This window comes from Streptomyces katrae, assembly GCF_000966975.1.
GTDB lineage: Bacteria > Actinomycetota > Actinomycetes > Streptomycetales > Streptomycetaceae > Streptomyces > Streptomyces katrae.
The window spans coordinates 1-14926 of the sequence record NZ_JZWV01000445.1; the positions used below are offsets into that span (position 1 = coordinate 1).

Here is a 14926-nt window from a genome sequence, read left to right on the forward strand (position 1 = left end):
GCGGTGTGGTGGTTCGTCGCGGCGGAGCGGGCGGCGCAGGTGCAGCTGATCGCGCGGGCGGCGGGGAAGCCGGTGCTCATCGACCACCGGAGCGCGGTCGCCACGCGGGAGCGGTTCGGGAACGATCTCGCCGCCTGGGCGAGCTACCAGCCGTTGTGGCAGACGGTGGCGCGAGGTGGCGAATCGGTGGCGTCAACATCATGAACCGTTAATCACCTGCTCTGACATCGTGCGCAATCCGGAGCACTGCCGCAGTGGTGCACAATTCGCTGGCATTGCACCGTAGTTCAGAGAGGCGGCACGCACGTGGCTGTCCAAGAGATGTCCCGGAGTACCCATACCGCCGTCTGCGCCTGCGACGACTGCGCGCGGGAGGGGCACCGCCGCGCGGTCGCCGCGTTCCTGGAGAAGCGCGACGAGTTCGCCGCCGGGCAGGGGGTACCGCCCGCCGTGGCCCATTCCCTCGGCGCCTCCCGGCAGTGGGTCTCCGACGAACTGGCCCTGTCCGCCCGCACGGTCGCCGAACGGGGACGGGAGGCCGGGAACTCCTGGCTGTACCTGTTCTCCCGGCGGGCCGTCCTCGCCCTGTGGATCGCCGCCGGGGTGCTGCTGCTGGTGCAGGTCGGCACCGCGCTCGGCACCGGCTGGTCCACCGCCCGTACCGCCGGGCTGCTGGCCGCGCTGGTCCTGGCCGGGCTGCTGACCGTCGCGGCCCGTGCGCAGTCGCTGCGCGGCGGGCTGCTGGCCCCGCTGGTCGGGGAGGACAACCGGCTGTCCACCTCGAAGGCGGTGCCGAGCGCCTGGGTGGTGCTGACGGCGTTCGCGGCGCTGCTGCCCGCGCTGCGGCTGGCCGCCTCCTCGCCCGGGCCGGAGCGGGACGCCCTGTACCAGGGGTTCGCCCTGGGGCGCGCGCTGCCGCTGCTGGCGGTGGTCGCGCTGACGTCCGGGGTGGCGGTGCTGGTGCGCCGGGTGGTTTCCGTACGGATCATGGGGCAGCGGCTGCAGAAGCTGCCCGCGGACCGGCCGCGCGGGGTGGACCTGCTGACCGACGACGACGGCCGGGGGAGCTTCCCCGACGCGCAGTACGTCCTCGTCTCCACGGTGGTGCTCGCCTACGCGGCGGTGACGCTGGCCCGGTTCCCCGACCGGCTGCCGCAGCTGCCGTGGGCGCTGGCCCTGCTGGTGGCCCTGTCGGCGGCGGTGTACCTGGCGGCGAAGTACGCGGAGGGGAGCCGTCCCCTGGTGCTGTCGGTGGTCCGCAGGCGCGAGCCGGGGGACATCGACGCGGCGGTCCGCCCCGGCGACGACATCGAGATCCGCGGCGTGGGCTTCGTGCCGCCGGGGGCGCACACGCCGGAGATGCTGGCCCGGCTGGTGGTGCGGGTCGGCGCGGTCCACGTGCACGTCCCGCTGGTGCCGGTGGCGGGCGGGTTCGTGAACCCCTCGGACACGGTGCTCACCGTGCCGTGGTGCTCACCGTGCCGGTGCCCGCGGAGGTGGAGCCGGGCCGGGTCGACGTCCAGGTGGTGACCGCCGCGGGGGTGGAATCCAACCGCTGCATCATCGACGTGGCGGAATGAAGCGGGTAGACATGGCTGCGTGACCCGAACTGACGTCCCCTCCGGTGTGCGGTCCACACCGTGGAGAGAACTCGCCTCCCGCCATGCCCTCCTCCCGCTGCGGATCTTCCTCGGCGTGACCTTCGTCTACGCGGGCCTCGACAAACTGACCACCCCGGGCTTCCTCTCCGCCAGTGGCGCCGGCTCGATCGGCGAGCAGATGCGCGGCGTGCGCGACACCGCCGCCGTCCCGGCCCTGGTGGACCTCGCCCTGAAGGCACCCTCCGGTTTCGGCCTCGCCATCGCCCTGGGGGAGCTCCTCGTCGGCCTGGGCGTCCTCGCCGGGCTGCTGACCCGGATCGCGGCCGCGGGCGGTGCGCTGATCTCGCTGAGCCTGTGGCTCACGGTGTCCTGGGCCGTGACCCCGTACTACTACGGCAACGACCTGGTGTACCTGGTGGCCTGGCTGCCGCTGGTCCTGGCCGGGGCGCCCTACTGGTCGCTCGACTCCCTGATCCGGTCGCGCCGGTCCCTCCGTACCGCGTAGGTCACCAGCCCCACCACCGCGGCCAGGGCCAGTCCGCCGATGGCCATCGGCACGACCAGGAACCACGGCAGGTCGGTCTTCCCGGCCGCGTCGAGCAGGTACAGCACGCCCGCCGCGGTCAGCACCAGGCCGGCCAGCAGCCTTCCGGGCTGGAACTCATGACGCCGCACGGGCCACCTCCACCTGTCCCACACCCGCGTCCAGGTGCAGCTCGATCGTCCCGCCGGCCTCGGTGCCCGCGGTGGGGGGCAGGGTCGCCCGCCGGTTCTCGCCGCCGTTCTTGATCCGCACGGAGCGGTCCCCGGGCAGCTGGATGTCGCCGAGGTCGATCGAGACGTCGGCCTTCGCGGTGACCTCCCGGGGGACGACCACCTTCAGCCGGCCCGCCTCGATGGAGGCGCGGACGGACACGGTCGCGCCCTTCGGCACGTCCAGCCGGCTCAGGTCGAGCGTGGCCAGACCGGTCCCGGAGGAGTACAGGGGCTTGACGTCGGCCACCGCCGCCGGGCGCCAGTCGACGTTGTGCCAGTCGGTGCCCACCTCGCGCGGCAGGGCGGTCGCCGCCGCGAGCAGCACGGCGGTGACCAGGCCCAGCAGGACCGTGCCGAAGCCGGTGCGGCCCTTGAGGGAGCTGACGGCCAGGCCCAGCCCGAACACGGCCAGCGCGCAGGCCAGGCCGACCTGGAGGGCGTGTCCCAGCGGGCTGCCGTGCCAGACGGAGGCCGTCCCGATGCCGCCGGCCAGCAGGGCCAGGACGAAGACCCGGCCGCCGATCCCGCCGCGCCCCTGCCCGTACGCGGGTACGGGCCGCGGCTTCGCCGGGGCCGCCCCGGGCACCGTGCCCGGGCTGTCGTCGGCGCTGTCGTCGGGGCCCCACAGATAGCCGGTGGAGCCGACCGGGCCGGTGGTGCCGTCCTTCACCAGCGGATCGCGCCACCACGACGGGCTGCTGGGCGCGGGCGGCGCCTGCGTCTCCGGCGGCGCCGGGCGGTGCGTCCCGGGGGCCTCGGCCTCGGGGGCGGCGGCACCCCGGTGGCGCCGGGACCAGTACGCGGCCCCGCCGAGCGCCAGGATGACCAGGACGGAGAAGGCGCCCATCACCCCGTTGTCGAGCATCGACAGGAACAGGGCGCAGCCCACCAGGGCACTGAACACCGCGGCCAGGGTGGCCCCCTCGACACGGCCGGTCAGCAGCTTGCGGCCCTCGCTGTCCTCCTCGCCCTCCAGGGGCAGCAGCAGCCAGGCGAACCCGTAGAAGACCAGGCCGACGCCGCCGGTGACGGCGAGCACCCCGAGCACGATCCGGAACACCACCGGGTCCAGGTCGAAATACCGGCCCAGGCCGCCGCAGACGCCCGCGAGGACCTTGTCGCGCTTGCTGCTTGCTGCGGCGCAGGAGCGGCCGCTCCGCGGGGGCCGGTTCCCCGGGATCTTCCCCCGGGCCCCGTCCTGGGGCGCCCCCGAGCGGGGCGTCGTGTACGTCGGTCATGGGTCCATGGTGACCGCCCGTCCGGCCGCCCGGCACCGGGCCCGACCCTGGCGCAACCCTGATATCCCCCCGACGGAACTGGGGGGATGCCCTGATGCCGCTCCGCGCCCCGGCGTGTGACCCTTGGTGACATGCCCGCAGCAGCAGCCGCCGCCCGTACCCCGCACGCCCCCGACCCCGACGAGCTCCCGCCGCGCAGGCTCTACCGCAGCGCCGACGGCCGGATGCTCGGCGGAGTCGCGCGCGGCCTCGCCGGGCACCTCGGGCTGCCCGTCCTCTGGGTCCGGCTCGCCTTCCTCGCCATGTTCATGTGGGGCGACGGGCTGGGGGTGCTGCTCTACGCCGCGTTCTGGGTCTTCGTCCCGCTCGGCGTCGGCGGCAGCACCGGGCACCACTCCTTCTTCGAGACCCTCACCGACGGCACCCGGCGCCTGCGCAAGCCCGACAAGGGGGCGGTGTCCGGCCTGATCGCCCTGGCCGTCGGCGCTGGCATCTTCATCTCCCAGCTCCGCTTCGGCGGCGCCAACGGCCGTTACATCTGGCCCACCCTGCTCGTCGGCGCCGGCGTCGTCCTCGTCTGGCGGCAGGCCGACAACGCCCGCCGCGCCAACTGGGGCCCCGCCGGGGACCACCGCAAGCGGATGCTCCCGGTCGCCCGGGCGCTCGCCGGAGTGGTCCTCGTCGGCGTGGGCCTGACCGTCTTCATCGTCGTCCGGGGCTCCGCCGCCCAGCTCGGCAACCTCCTCACCGCCGTCCTCGCCGTCCTCGTCGGCATCGCCCTGCTCGCCGGGCCCTGGCTGATACGGATGACCCAGGACCTCTCCGAGGAGCGGCTGATGCGCATCCGCGCCCAGGAGCGCGCCGAGGTCGCCGCCCACGTCCACGACTCCGTGCTGCACACCCTCACCCTGATCCAGCGCAACGCCGAGGACGTCGGCGAGGTCCGCCGCCTGGCCCGGGCCCAGGAGCGGGAGCTGCGCAACTGGCTGTACAAGCCGGAGGGCACCGGCAAGGACGAGGCCGAGGAGCCGGCCACCCTCGCCGAGGCCGTGAAGAAGGCCGCCGCCGAGGTCGAGGACCACCACGGCGTCCCGATCGAGGTGGTCGTCGTCGGCGACTGCCCGCTCGACGAGAAGCTGGGCGCGCAGATGCAGGCCGCGCGCGAGGCGATGGTCAACGCCGCCAAGTACGGTGGCGAGGGCGGCCCCGTCCAGGTGTACGCGGAGGTCGAGGGGCGCACGGTGTTCGTGTCCGTACGGGACCGTGGGCCCGGCTTCGACATCGACGCGGTACCGGGCGACCGCATGGGCGTACGAGAATCGATCATCGGCCGGATGCAGCGCAACGGCGGGACCGCCCGGCTGCGGTCCGCGCCCGACGGCGGCACGGAAGTCGAACTGGAGATGGAGAGGGTGGCGAACGCGGCATGACGGGCATGACCGAGGACAGCGCGGTGAACGACGGGGGCAGGCGGGTCCGGGTGGTGCTCGTCGACGACCACCGCATGTTCCGCACGGGCGTACAGGCCGAGATCGGTGAGACGGCCCGGACCGGCGTCGAGGTGGTCGGGGAGGCCGCGGACGTGGACCAGGCCGTCACCGTCATCACCGCCACCCGGCCCGAGGTGGTCCTCCTCGACGTGCACCTGCCCGGCGGCGGCGGGGTGGAGGTGCTGCGGCGCTGCGCCCCGCTGATGGCGGCTGCCGAGAACCCGGTGCGGTTCCTGGCGCTGTCGGTGTCGGACGCCGCCGAGGACGTCATCGGGGTCATCCGGGGCGGCGCGCGCGGCTACGTCACCAAGACCATCACCGGCACCGACCTGGTGGACTCGGTCTTCCGGGTACAGGAAGGGGACGCGGTGTTCTCGCCGCGGCTGGCCGGCTTCGTGCTCGACGCCTTCGCCTCCACGGACGCCCCGCCGGTCGACGAGGACCTGGACCGGCTCACCCAGCGCGAGCGCGAGGTGCTGCGGCTGATCGCGCGCGGGTACGCGTACAAGGAGATCGCCAAGCAGCTGTTCATCTCGGTGAAGACGGTCGAGTCGCACGTCTCCGCCGTGCTGAGGAAGCTCCAGCTCTCCAACCGGCACGAGCTGACCCGCTGGGCCACCGCCCGCCGCCTGGTCTGACCTGCGGATGAACCACGGGTGACACCCCGGGGCCGGGCCCGGGGGTGTGATCCACGGTGTGATCCACGACGCAGTCGTGGAGGGCAACCGGAGGGCGGCGCCCCCGACTCTTGGGTGGCGTGATGAGCCTGACGGGGACCCCCCTCTTCGCGACGGTGATCGGCCTGACGCTGATCGCCGTCGTCCTGCCGCTGACCGTGTGGGGCAAGGTGCGCGGCCCCGCCGCCGCACGCCTGGCCACGCGCGGGCTGATGGTGCTGTTCGCGCAGGTCACCGCCGTCGCCCTGGTGTTCGTCGCGGTCAACCGGGACATGAACTTCTACGCCTCCTGGGGCGACCTGATGGGCACCGGCAGCTATGTCCAGTCCGCGCCCGACCTCGGCGCCGACGGCATGGGCGGCAAGAAGGCCGAGCAGGTCAGGCAGGAGCCGAAGGTCCGCCAGGACTTCGAGCCCGTCGACGGGCTCGGCGGCCGCGTGAAGAAGACCGAACTCGAAGGGAAGATCTCCGGGGTCAAGGGCGACGTCATGGTGTGGCTGCCGCCGCAGTACGACGACCCCGCCTACAAGGACAAGAAGTTCCCGGTCGTCGAGCTGATCCCCGGCATACCCGGCACGGGCAAGTCCTGGTTCCAGGGGCTCAAGGCGCACGAGGTGCTGGAGCCGCTGATGAAGGAGGGCAAGGTCCAGCCCTTCATCCTGGTCTCCCCGCGCGCCATGCTCCTGGGCAACGCCGACACCGGCTGCGCCAACCTCCCCGGCAAGGTCAACGCCGACAGCTGGTTCAGCGTCGACGTCCGCAAGATGGTCACCGACAACTTCCGCGCCTCCGACGAGCCCCGCACCTGGGGCGTCGCCGGCTACTCGGCCGGTGCCTACTGCGCCGCCAAGCTGGCCATCCTGCACCCCGACCGCTACGGCGCGGCCGTCTCCCTGTCCGGCTACAACGACCCCGGGCAGGAGCCCACCTCGCTGGTCGCCAAGGACCCCGAGCTGCGCCGCACCCACAACCTGAAGGAACTGCTGAAGGCCCAGCCCGCGCCGCCGGCGGTGGCGCTGTGGATGTCGGGCGCCGAGCAGGACGGCTACCTGTCCGGCATGGACCTCAAGGGGCTCGCCCAGAACCCGACCACGGTGCACGCGGAGAAGGTGACCGGCGGGCACAACCTGGAGTCCTGGTCCAAGCAGCTGCCGCAGACCTTCGGCTGGCTGAGCCAGACCGTCAAGGCGCCCTAGTCCTCTGCGTCGGGGCCCCTGGTCCTCCGCGCGGGGCTACGCCGGGCGGGAGGCGCCGGCCCAGGGCATCGAGTCGACCGGCGCCAGCCGGACCGTGGAGCCGGGGCGCGGGGCGTGGATGATCTGGCCGCCCCCGACGTACAGGCCGACGTGCGTGATGCCGGAGTAGTAGAACACCAGGTCGCCGGGGGCCAGCTGGTCGCGGGAGACCCGCCGGCCGGCGTTGATCTGGGTGTAGGTGGTGCGCGGCAGCGAGACCCCCGCCGCCCGCCAGGCCGCCTGGGTCAGGCCGGAGCAGTCGAACGAGCCCGGGCCGGTCGCCCCCCAGACGTACGGCTTGCCGATCGCCCCGTACGCGAACGCCACCGCGCGGGCGGCGCGCGAACCGTCTGCCGGGGCCGGTGCGGGGGAGCCGGGATGCCCGGCGGGCACCGTCCCCGCGGGCCGGGCGGCGGGGGAGTCCGGGCCGCCGCCGTGCTGGGCCTCGTACGCGGCCCGCTCCTCGGCGCTGAGCCGGGCCAGCAGCCGCTGGGCGGTGGCCAGCCGGTCCTCGACGACGGCCTTCTGCCGGGCGAGCTCGTCCCGCCGGGCGCGGACCTCCTTCAGGCTGCCGTCGGCCCGCGCGCGCAGCCGGCCGACCTCGTCGAGCCCGCGCCGTACGGAGGCCACCTCGGCGGCGGTCCGGTCGCCGGCCCGGGTGAGGAGGGAGGCCCGCTCGAGGTAGTCCTGCGGGTCGGAGGCGAGCGCCAGCTGCACGGCGGGGCCCAGGCCGCCGCTGCGGTACTGGCCCGCCGCGACCGAGGCGAGCGCGCTGCGGGCGGCGCCGAGCCGGTCCTCCTTGCGGGCGGCCTCGTCCTGCAGGCCGGTCAGCGCCCGCTCGGCCTCGTCCGCCTTTGCCTTCGCCCCGTTGTAGTTCTCCGTCGCCGCCTCGGCCTCCCCGTAGAGCCGGTCGACCTCCGCCTTGACCTGGGCGGGGGTCTGCTGGGGCTCGGCGTGCGAGGTGCCTTCGAAGGCGGTGGCGGTGGCAGCGCCCGCGAGGGCGAGGGTGGCGGCGGTCCGGACGGTGCCGCCGGAGAACGGGCGCTGCCTGGGCTTTCGATGACTGGCCACGGGGGCCTCACGTCCTTCCGTCGGTCCCGCAGGTCTCGGGGGAGGACGCTAAACCTGGAGGTCACGGCCGGATGAGGAGTTGATCAGTACTGGCCGCGGCTGATCGCCGATGGCCGTACGGGACCGCTCAGTGCCAGAGGACGGCGATAAAGATATTGGCGACTGTCAGTCCGCCGACCGCGCCGAAGAGACCCTTCTCGACCCGCTCCTCGTCGCGCTTGACGTAGACGAGCGCCAGGATCACGAAGAGGACCGCGAGCTTCACGCCGATCTTGATGTTGTTCAGGGGCGCCCCGTCGCCCATCTCGTGGAAGCCGACCAGCAGCACGCCGGTGACGAGCATGGTCAGCGCGCCGTGGAGCATCGCGGGCACGAAGCGGGCGGTGCCGGCGCCCATCGCCTTCATCTGGGTCAGGAAGCCGCCCAGGAGGGAGGCTATGCCGATGATGTGCAGGCCGACGAAGGCGTTGGTGAGGACAGTCATGGCGCCGAGCCTACGGGGTGCCCATTGCGCTCCCCCTCCCGGTCCCGACGGCGGATTTCCCCGGGGCGGAGCCGCCTGTCGGTCCCGACCCCTAGACTCGGATGGCGATGAGCAGCCTCTTTGACGACAGCTTCCTGGCCGACCTCACCCCCTCCGACGAGGTCCCCCCGCCGCCCGAGGAGCACCACGCCCCCGAGGAGGGCGCGGACGACCTGTTCGGCGGCCGCTTCGACCTGCCCGTGGACAGGGACGCCTACTACCGCGACGGCGCCCCCCGGCCGGTCATCGACCCCGCGGCCCTCCTGGACGGGCTGAACGAGCAGCAGGCCGCAGCCGTGGTGCACGCGGGCTCCCCGCTGCTCATCGTGGCCGGCGCCGGCTCCGGCAAGACCCGCGTGCTGACCCACCGCATCGGACACCTGCTGTCCGCGCGGCACGTCCACCCGGGCCAGATCCTGGCGATCACCTTCACCAACAAGGCCGCGGCCGAGATGAAGGAGCGCGTCGAGAACCTGGTCGGCCCGCGCGCCAACGCCATGTGGGTCTCCACCTTCCACAGCGCCTGCGTGCGCATCCTGCGCCGCGAGTCCAAGAGGCTCGGCTTCACCTCCTCGTTCTCGATCTACGACGCCGCCGACTCCAAGCGCCTGATGGCGCTGGTCTGCCGCGACCTGGACCTGGACCCGAAGAAGTTCCCGCCCAAGTCCTTCAACGCCAAGATCTCGAACCTCAAGAACGAGCTCATCGACGAGGACGCCTTCGCCGCCCAGGCCGCCGACGGCTTCGAGAAGACCCTCGCCCAGGCGTACGCGATGTACCAGGGCCGGCTGCGCGAGGCCAACGCCCTCGACTTCGACGACATCATCATGACCACGGTCCACCTCCTCCAGGCCTTCCCGGACGTGGCCGAGCACTACCGGCGCCGCTTCCGGCACGTGCTGGTCGACGAGTACCAGGACACCAACCACGCCCAGTACACCCTGGTGCGCGAGCTGGTCGGCCCCGGCTACCCGGACCTGCCGCCCGCCGAACTCTGCGTCGTGGGCGACGCCGACCAGTCCATCTACGCCTTCCGCGGCGCGACCATCCGCAACATCCTCCAGTTCGAGGAGGACTACAAGGACGCGACGACGATCCTGCTGGAGCAGAACTACCGCTCCACCCAGACGATCCTCTCCGCCGCCAACGCCGTCATCGAGCGCAACGAGAACCGCCGCGCCAAGAACCTGTGGACCCAGGCCGGCACCGGCGCCGTCATCACCGGCTACGTCGCCGACACCGAGCACGACGAGGCCCAGTTCGTCGCCGACGAGATCGACCGGCTGACGGACGCGGGCGACGCCAAGGCCGGAGACGTCGCGATCTTCTACCGGACCAACGCCCAGTCCCGCGTGTTCGAGGAGATCTTCATCCGCGTCGGACTGCCCTACAAGGTCGTCGGCGGCGTCCGCTTCTACGAGCGCAAGGAGGTCCGGGACGTCCTGGCCTACCTGCGCGTCCTGGCCAACCCCGAGGACAACGTCCCGCTGCGCCGCATCCTGAACGTGCCCAAGCGCGGCATCGGCGAGCGGGCCGAGGCGATGATCGACGCCCTCGCCCACCGCGAGAAGATCACCTTCCCGCAGGCCCTGCGCCGGGTGGACGAGGCCTTCGGCATGGCCGCCCGCTCCACCAACGCCGTCAAGCGGTTCAACACCCTGATGGAGGAGCTCCGCACCATCGTCGACTCCGGCGCCGGACCGGCCGTGGTGCTGGAGGCGGTCCTGGAGCGCACGGGCTACCTCGCCGAGCTCCAGGCCTCCACCGACCCGCAGGACGAGACCCGGATCGAGAACCTCCAGGAGCTGGCGGCCGTCGCCCTCGAATTCGAGCAGGCGAGGGACGAGGACAACCCGGGCACCCTGGCCGAGTTCCTGGAGCAGGTCGCGCTCGTCGCCGACTCCGACCAGATTCCGGACGAGGACCCGGACGGCTCGGGCGTCATCACCCTGATGACCCTGCACACCGCCAAGGGCCTGGAGTTCCCGGTGGTCTTCCTGACCGGCATGGAGGACGGGGTCTTCCCGCACATGCGCGCGCTGGGCCAGACCAAGGAGCTGGAGGAGGAGCGCCGCCTCGCCTACGTCGGCATCACCCGCGCCCGCGAACGGCTGTACCTGACCCGCTCCAGCATGCGCAGCGCCTGGGGCACCCCCTCGTACAACCCGCCCTCGCGGTTCCTGGAGGAGATCCCGGCCGAGTACCTGCAGTGGAAGCGCACGGGGGCCGCGCAGAAGCCGGCCGGTCCGATGCGCGGCTCCGGCTACGGCTCCTCGTCCTCCGGGTCGGGGAAGGCCTCGTTCGGGACCTCGCCGGAGGCCTTCCTGTCCTCCTCGCGCTCCCGCTCCTCGGGCCCCTCCGGGTTCGCGACGCGCCGCGCCACGGACAAGCCGGTCATCGCGCTGGCCGTCGGGGACCGGGTCACGCACGACCAGTTCGGACTGGGCACGGTCATGGAGGTCCGGGGCGCCGGCGCGGACGCGCAGGCCACCATCGACTTCGGGGATGACAAGCCCAAGCGCCTGCTCCTGCGCTACGCGCCGGTGCAGAAGCTCTAGCCGCGGGGGGCCCGGCTGCTACTAGGTCGGGTCCAGGCCGTGGTTGCGCAGCCAGGCCAGGGGGTCGACGGCGGAGCCGCCACCGGGCCGTACCTCGAAGTGGAGGTGCGGGCCGGTGGAGTTGCCGGAGTTGCCGGAGTACGCGATGACGTCGCCGGCCTTGACCTGCCCGGACCGGATCTTGGTGCTGCTCAGGTGGCAGTACCAGGTCTCCGTGCCGTCGGGGGAGGTCAGGATGGCCATGTTCCCGTAGGCGCTGTTCCACTGGGTGCGCATGGTGCCGTCGGTGGCGGCCATGACCGGGGTGCCGTAGGAGACCGGGAAGTCGATGCCGGTGTGCACGGACATCCACATGCCGCCGGCCTGGCCGAACATGGCGCTCAGACCGTGCTGCGTGACCGGGATGGCGAACTTGGGGCGCGCCGCCTCCTTGGCCGCCGCCTCCTCGGCCCGCTTCTTCTTCTCGTCTTCCTGCCGCTGCTTGAGGTCGATCCGCTCCTGGGTGCGGCTCGCGCGGTCGGCGAAGTCCCCGGCGTCGGCGCTGAGGGCCGCCAGCTGGGTGTCGAGCTTGTTGTTCGCCGCGACCGGCTTCACCGAGGAAGGGTCGGGGGCGGCCATCGTGGTCGTGTCCTCCGACGGCTTGTCACCGCCGGTGAGCCCGCCGACGGAGGCGGCGGCGACTCCCGCGACGCCCATCACGCAGACGGAGGGAACGGCCACGGTCAGCAGGGCGGACCGCTTGGCCGGCGTACGGCGCCGGGCGCTGCCCGCCTTGGCCCCGCCGCGGCCGCCGCCCCGGCGCGCCGAACGCGGCTCGGCCGCGGCGGCGGTGGCCTGGGGCACCATCTGCGTGGGCAGGTCGTGGACGGCCTCGTCGAACTGGGCGCCGTCGAACTGGGGGTCGCCGAGCCGGGGGTCGTCGTCCTCGGAAGCGGAGTAGGCGGGACCGAGGGGCTCGAAGACGGAGGTCTCGTCCTCGGCGTACGCGTCGTCGGCGAACACCGGGACGACGGTCGTGGCCTCGTATCCGTCGGCCACCGGCTCGGTCTCCGCGGCACCGCCGGCGCTGTTCCAGGCGGTGGCGTCATAGGCGCCGGTGTCCTGCCCGTTCCCGTTGCCGTAGCCGGAGAAGTCCCACTGCCCGGTCTGCTCGGAGCCGTCGGTGCCGTTGGTTCCGTACCCGAACGCGGCCGACGAGTAGTCGGTGCCCGCGGAGTGCGCCGAGTTCCAGGCGCTCGCGTCCCAGGAGCCCGTCGCGTCCTCGGGGACGGCCTGGGCCGGGACGCTGGAGAGGTAGTCCTGCTGCGTGGTCCACGCCGTGCTGTCGTAGGCGCCGGTGTCGGCGGGCGACGGGTAGGAGCCGTACGCGTCGTAGGTTCCGTAACTGCCGGACGAGGCGTAGTCCGTGACGTACTGATAGCCCTGACCCTGCGTTTCATAGGAAACGTAGGTCTGGTCACCAGCGAAAGTGGTGGTGGAAAGGCCGTCGTGCCCCATTTCGGGGTACTGGCCCGACGTCGGGCGGTCGTTCACCAACTTCTCTTTCGCCTCGGCAGTGGGGGGCCTGGGTGGCCGGGGAACTCGAGGTTCACCGGAGGAGAGCAGTGGCGTGACTGTACCCGGCGGTTACTCGCCTCGACAATCTTCGGCGGGTTTCGACCTCGCGGGAACCGGGCATTCGGCCGTCTTTCGGTCGCCGAAAGACCGACCCTTGGCCTTGAGTTCGAAATTCGTTCGACTGGAGGTCATCCGGTGTTGTAGGCCAGCGCGAGGAGCAGCGCGAAGGGCACCGGCACCAGTGCGGCCGACCGCAGCCAGGTCCCGCGACGCGCCTTGGGCGGCAGGACGGCGTCGACGACGAAGACCGCGCCGAGCAGCAGCACACCCGTCACGACCAGCAGGAACAGTACGGCCGTGGAGTGGTCGAGGGTGTGGAAATCGCAGTCGCCCAGGTCTGGCCTGGAAAGGTCGGCCGTGCTGTGGCAGTCCATGGGCAGGTATTCGGTCAGCGTCCACCAGGCCAGGTAGAGGGGCACGACGGCGGGCACGCCGAGGGCCAGGTTCGCCAGCACGGGCGCCAGCATCCCGCGCCGCGCCGCGCCCTCCCCGCCCATGCGTCCCCCGCCCCCGCCCCGTCCCGGAATCCTCCGGGGGCTCAGACGACCATGCCCTCCCCTTCGGTTCCGGCCGGCCGGAGTTTCCTCACGGCCCCCTCCGCGACACCGGCGCCCTGGGCGTCGCGCACCGGACCGTCGAGGGCCCGCCGCACGGCGGTGATGACGGCGGGATGCACGGGAAGGGCGAGGTGCCCGATCCCGGTGACCTCCACGTTCGTCGCGTCCAGGTCGGGGTGGTCGATCCGGGCCGTGCCGGTCGGCGCCATCAGGGCGTCGAACTCGCTCCAGAAGGCCACGCACCGGGTCCGGCAGCCGGGCGCCGGCGCACGCAGCTCGGCCATCACCGGGGAGTCCGGGCGCATCTGCCGGACCAGCGGGTGGGCGTCCATGAAGGGGGCGACCCGGGTCCCGCCGTGCGGGGTGCCGAGGGTCACCAGCGTCCGCACGCGGGCGTCACCGCCGAGCCGCTGGACGTAGTACCGCCCGACCAGCCCGCCCAGGCTGTGCCCCACGAGGTCCACCCGGTCCTGACCGCTGCGCTCGCACAGCTCCTCGACGCGCCGGGCGAGGTGGCGGGCGGTGACGCGCAGGTCGAGGGTGAGGGGGGAGTAGTTGTACGTCTCCACGCGCCGCAGGCCCCCCGCCCCGAGGGCACGGCGCAGCAGTACGAACACGGACCGGTTGTCGGTGAACCCGTGCAGCAGCAGTACGGGCGGCAGCTGCCCGGCCCCGGCACGGTCTCCCGCCCTGCCCGCCCTGCCCTCCCTGCGCTCCTCCCGGACCCCACTCGGGTAGAGGAGCACGTGCCCGGCGAGCACCACCGCCTCCAGGAACGCGGCCCGCAGGGCGGCTCCCGAGCGCGGGACGGGCAGCGGTGCGATAGTCAGCCCCATCGACGGCCTCCCCTGGACCTCTTGGGTACGGGGCCGTGCCGGCTGCCGACGTGGCCCCGCCACCGTGCCGTGCGGCTGTCGGCGCGGTGGCGGGGCGACTGGGCGAGGTGAATCAACGGCGTCCCACGTGTGATTTCCCCCTCCCCGTTGACCGTGAAACGGTGCGGTGCGCAATGCTGTGCTTAACGTTCGTTCACTCGGGAGGCAGTGCGATGGGTGTGACCGGTCCGATCCGTGTGGTGGTGGCCAAGCCGGGTCTTGACGGCCACGACCGCGGGGCCAAGGTGATCGCGCGGGCGCTGCGGGACGCGGGCATGGAGGTCATCTACACGGGCCTGCACCAGACCCCCGAGCAGATCGTCGACACCGCGATCCAGGAGGACGCCGACGCCATCGGCCTGTCGATCCTCTCGGGCGCGCACAACACGCTGTTCGTCCGGGTGCTGGAGCTCCTGAAGGAGCGGGACGCCGAGGACATCAAGGTCTTCGGCGGCGGGATCATCCCGGAGGACGACATCGCCCCGCTGAAGGAGAAGGGCGTGGCGGCGATCTTCACCCCCGGTGCGACGACGACGGAAATCGTCGACTGGGTCAACGCGAACGTCCGCCCGGCCTGACCCCCGGCGGCTCCCGCTGCGAGGACTCACTCCCCGCCCCGCCCTTCCTCCGTTCCTAGGGGCTCCGCCCCTGACCCCGAAACCGAGCGCTCCGCGCCCGGTCGCCTCAATCGCCGGCGGGGCTATTTATAGCCCCGCCGGCGATTGAGG

At 72.7% G+C, this 14926-nt stretch carries 13 protein-coding genes and 2 pseudogenes; 8 read left to right on the forward strand and 7 right to left on the reverse strand.

Features of this window, described 5'->3' with window-relative positions; genetic code table 11:
• The 3 genes and pseudogenes from VR44_RS16755 to VR44_RS16765 all read left to right on the forward strand — a co-directional run.
• Positions 1-204, forward strand: a pseudogene (locus VR44_RS16755) (class II aldolase/adducin family protein); the annotation flags it as partial.
• A gap of 102 nt (positions 205-306) precedes the next feature.
• Positions 307-1580, forward strand: a pseudogene (locus VR44_RS16760) (hypothetical protein).
• Between the two features lie 19 nt (positions 1581-1599).
• Entirely contained in the window at positions 1600-2106 is a 507-nt protein-coding gene (locus VR44_RS16765; RefSeq protein WP_045948313.1) for a DoxX family protein, read from the forward strand.
• Here the strand turns inward: VR44_RS16765 and VR44_RS16770 are convergent.
• Complete coding sequence (locus VR44_RS16770; RefSeq protein WP_045948314.1) at positions 2052-2276, reverse strand: hypothetical protein; 225 nt, start codon at positions 2274-2276, stop codon at positions 2052-2054. The genes VR44_RS16765 and VR44_RS16770 overlap by 55 nt on opposite strands.
• Positions 2263-3537 carry a PspC domain-containing protein gene (locus VR44_RS16775; protein WP_045948315.1) on the reverse strand — a complete coding sequence of 425 codons (1275 nt, stop codon included), beginning with the start codon at positions 3535-3537 and terminating at the stop codon, positions 2263-2265. Before VR44_RS16775 ends, VR44_RS16770 begins: the two co-directional genes overlap by 14 nt.
• 189 nt (positions 3538-3726) lie before the next feature.
• Here VR44_RS16775 and VR44_RS16780 point away from each other — a divergent pair, with 189 nt between their 5' ends.
• From VR44_RS16780 to VR44_RS16790, 3 genes are all read left to right on the forward strand, one after another.
• Entirely contained in the window at positions 3727-5025 is a 1299-nt protein-coding gene (locus tag VR44_RS16780) for an ATP-binding protein (RefSeq protein ID WP_045948316.1), read from the forward strand.
• A gap of 5 nt (positions 5026-5030) precedes the next feature.
• Positions 5031-5723: a LuxR C-terminal-related transcriptional regulator gene (locus VR44_RS16785; RefSeq protein WP_045948324.1), complete on the forward strand. Its 693-nt coding sequence runs from the start codon at positions 5031-5033 to the stop codon at positions 5721-5723.
• Between the two features lie 122 nt (positions 5724-5845).
• Complete coding sequence (locus tag VR44_RS16790; protein ID WP_045948317.1) at positions 5846-6958, forward strand: alpha/beta hydrolase; 1113 nt, start codon at positions 5846-5848, stop codon at positions 6956-6958.
• 36 nt (positions 6959-6994) lie between these two features.
• Here the strand turns inward: VR44_RS16790 and VR44_RS16795 are convergent, their stop codons facing one another.
• On the reverse strand, positions 6995-8068 hold the full coding sequence (locus VR44_RS16795; RefSeq protein ID WP_045948318.1) for a C40 family peptidase: 1074 nt from the start codon (positions 8066-8068) through the stop codon (positions 6995-6997).
• A 127-nt stretch (positions 8069-8195) separates the two neighbouring features.
• Positions 8196-8552, reverse strand: coding sequence for a hypothetical protein (locus tag VR44_RS16800; RefSeq protein ID WP_045948319.1), 357 nt, complete (start codon positions 8550-8552; stop codon positions 8196-8198).
• Between the two features lie 107 nt (positions 8553-8659).
• On the opposite strand from VR44_RS16800, the gene pcrA reads away from it, so the two are divergent.
• A complete protein-coding gene (gene pcrA / locus VR44_RS16805; RefSeq protein ID WP_045948325.1) occupies positions 8660-11149 on the forward strand; it encodes a DNA helicase PcrA in 2490 nt (829 codons plus the stop codon).
• 21 nt (positions 11150-11170) lie between these two features.
• Here pcrA and VR44_RS16810 read toward each other — a convergent pair whose 3' ends face one another.
• From VR44_RS16810 to VR44_RS16820, 3 genes are all read right to left on the reverse strand, one after another.
• Positions 11171-12646 (reverse strand): M23 family metallopeptidase, encoded by a 1476-nt coding sequence (locus VR44_RS16810; protein WP_045948320.1) that lies wholly within the window; start codon positions 12644-12646, stop codon positions 11171-11173.
• 248 nt (positions 12647-12894) lie between these two features.
• Positions 12895-13263 carry a hypothetical protein gene (locus tag VR44_RS16815; protein WP_045948321.1) on the reverse strand — a complete coding sequence of 123 codons (369 nt, stop codon included), beginning with the start codon at positions 13261-13263 and terminating at the stop codon, positions 12895-12897.
• A 41-nt stretch (positions 13264-13304) separates the two neighbouring features.
• Positions 13305-14159, reverse strand: a complete 855-nt coding sequence (locus VR44_RS16820; protein ID WP_045948322.1) for an esterase/lipase family protein — start codon at positions 14157-14159, stop codon at positions 13305-13307.
• 212 nt (positions 14160-14371) lie between these two features.
• Between VR44_RS16820 and icmB the strand changes: the two genes are divergently transcribed.
• A complete protein-coding gene (gene icmB, locus VR44_RS16825) occupies positions 14372-14776 on the forward strand; it encodes a coenzyme B12-dependent isobutyryl CoA mutase small subunit (RefSeq protein ID WP_045948323.1) in 405 nt (134 codons plus the stop codon).
• Positions 14777-14926 lie beyond the last annotated feature (150 nt).

Excerpts from the sequence above, each read along its gene's own strand:
- VR44_RS16800 (WP_045948319.1), bottom strand. The coding sequence starts at position 8,552 with ATGACTGTCCTCACCAACGCCTTCGTCGGCCTGCACATCATCGGCATA.
- VR44_RS16815 (WP_045948321.1), bottom strand. The coding sequence starts at position 13,263 with ATGGGCGGGGAGGGCGCGGCGCGGCGCGGGATGCTGGCGCCCGTGCTG.
- VR44_RS16780 (WP_045948316.1), top strand. The coding sequence starts at position 3,727 with ATGCCCGCAGCAGCAGCCGCCGCCCGTACCCCGCACGCCCCCGACCCC.
- VR44_RS16790 (WP_045948317.1), top strand. The coding sequence starts at position 5,846 with ATGAGCCTGACGGGGACCCCCCTCTTCGCGACGGTGATCGGCCTGACG.
- icmB (WP_045948323.1), top strand. The coding sequence starts at position 14,372 with ATGGGTGTGACCGGTCCGATCCGTGTGGTGGTGGCCAAGCCGGGTCTT.
- VR44_RS16785 (WP_045948324.1), top strand. The coding sequence starts at position 5,031 with ATGACCGAGGACAGCGCGGTGAACGACGGGGGCAGGCGGGTCCGGGTG.
- pcrA (WP_045948325.1), top strand. The coding sequence starts at position 8,660 with ATGAGCAGCCTCTTTGACGACAGCTTCCTGGCCGACCTCACCCCCTCC.
- VR44_RS16820 (WP_045948322.1), bottom strand. The coding sequence starts at position 14,159 with ATGGGGCTGACTATCGCACCGCTGCCCGTCCCGCGCTCGGGAGCCGCC.
- VR44_RS16810 (WP_045948320.1), bottom strand. The coding sequence starts at position 12,646 with ATGGGGCACGACGGCCTTTCCACCACCACTTTCGCTGGTGACCAGACC.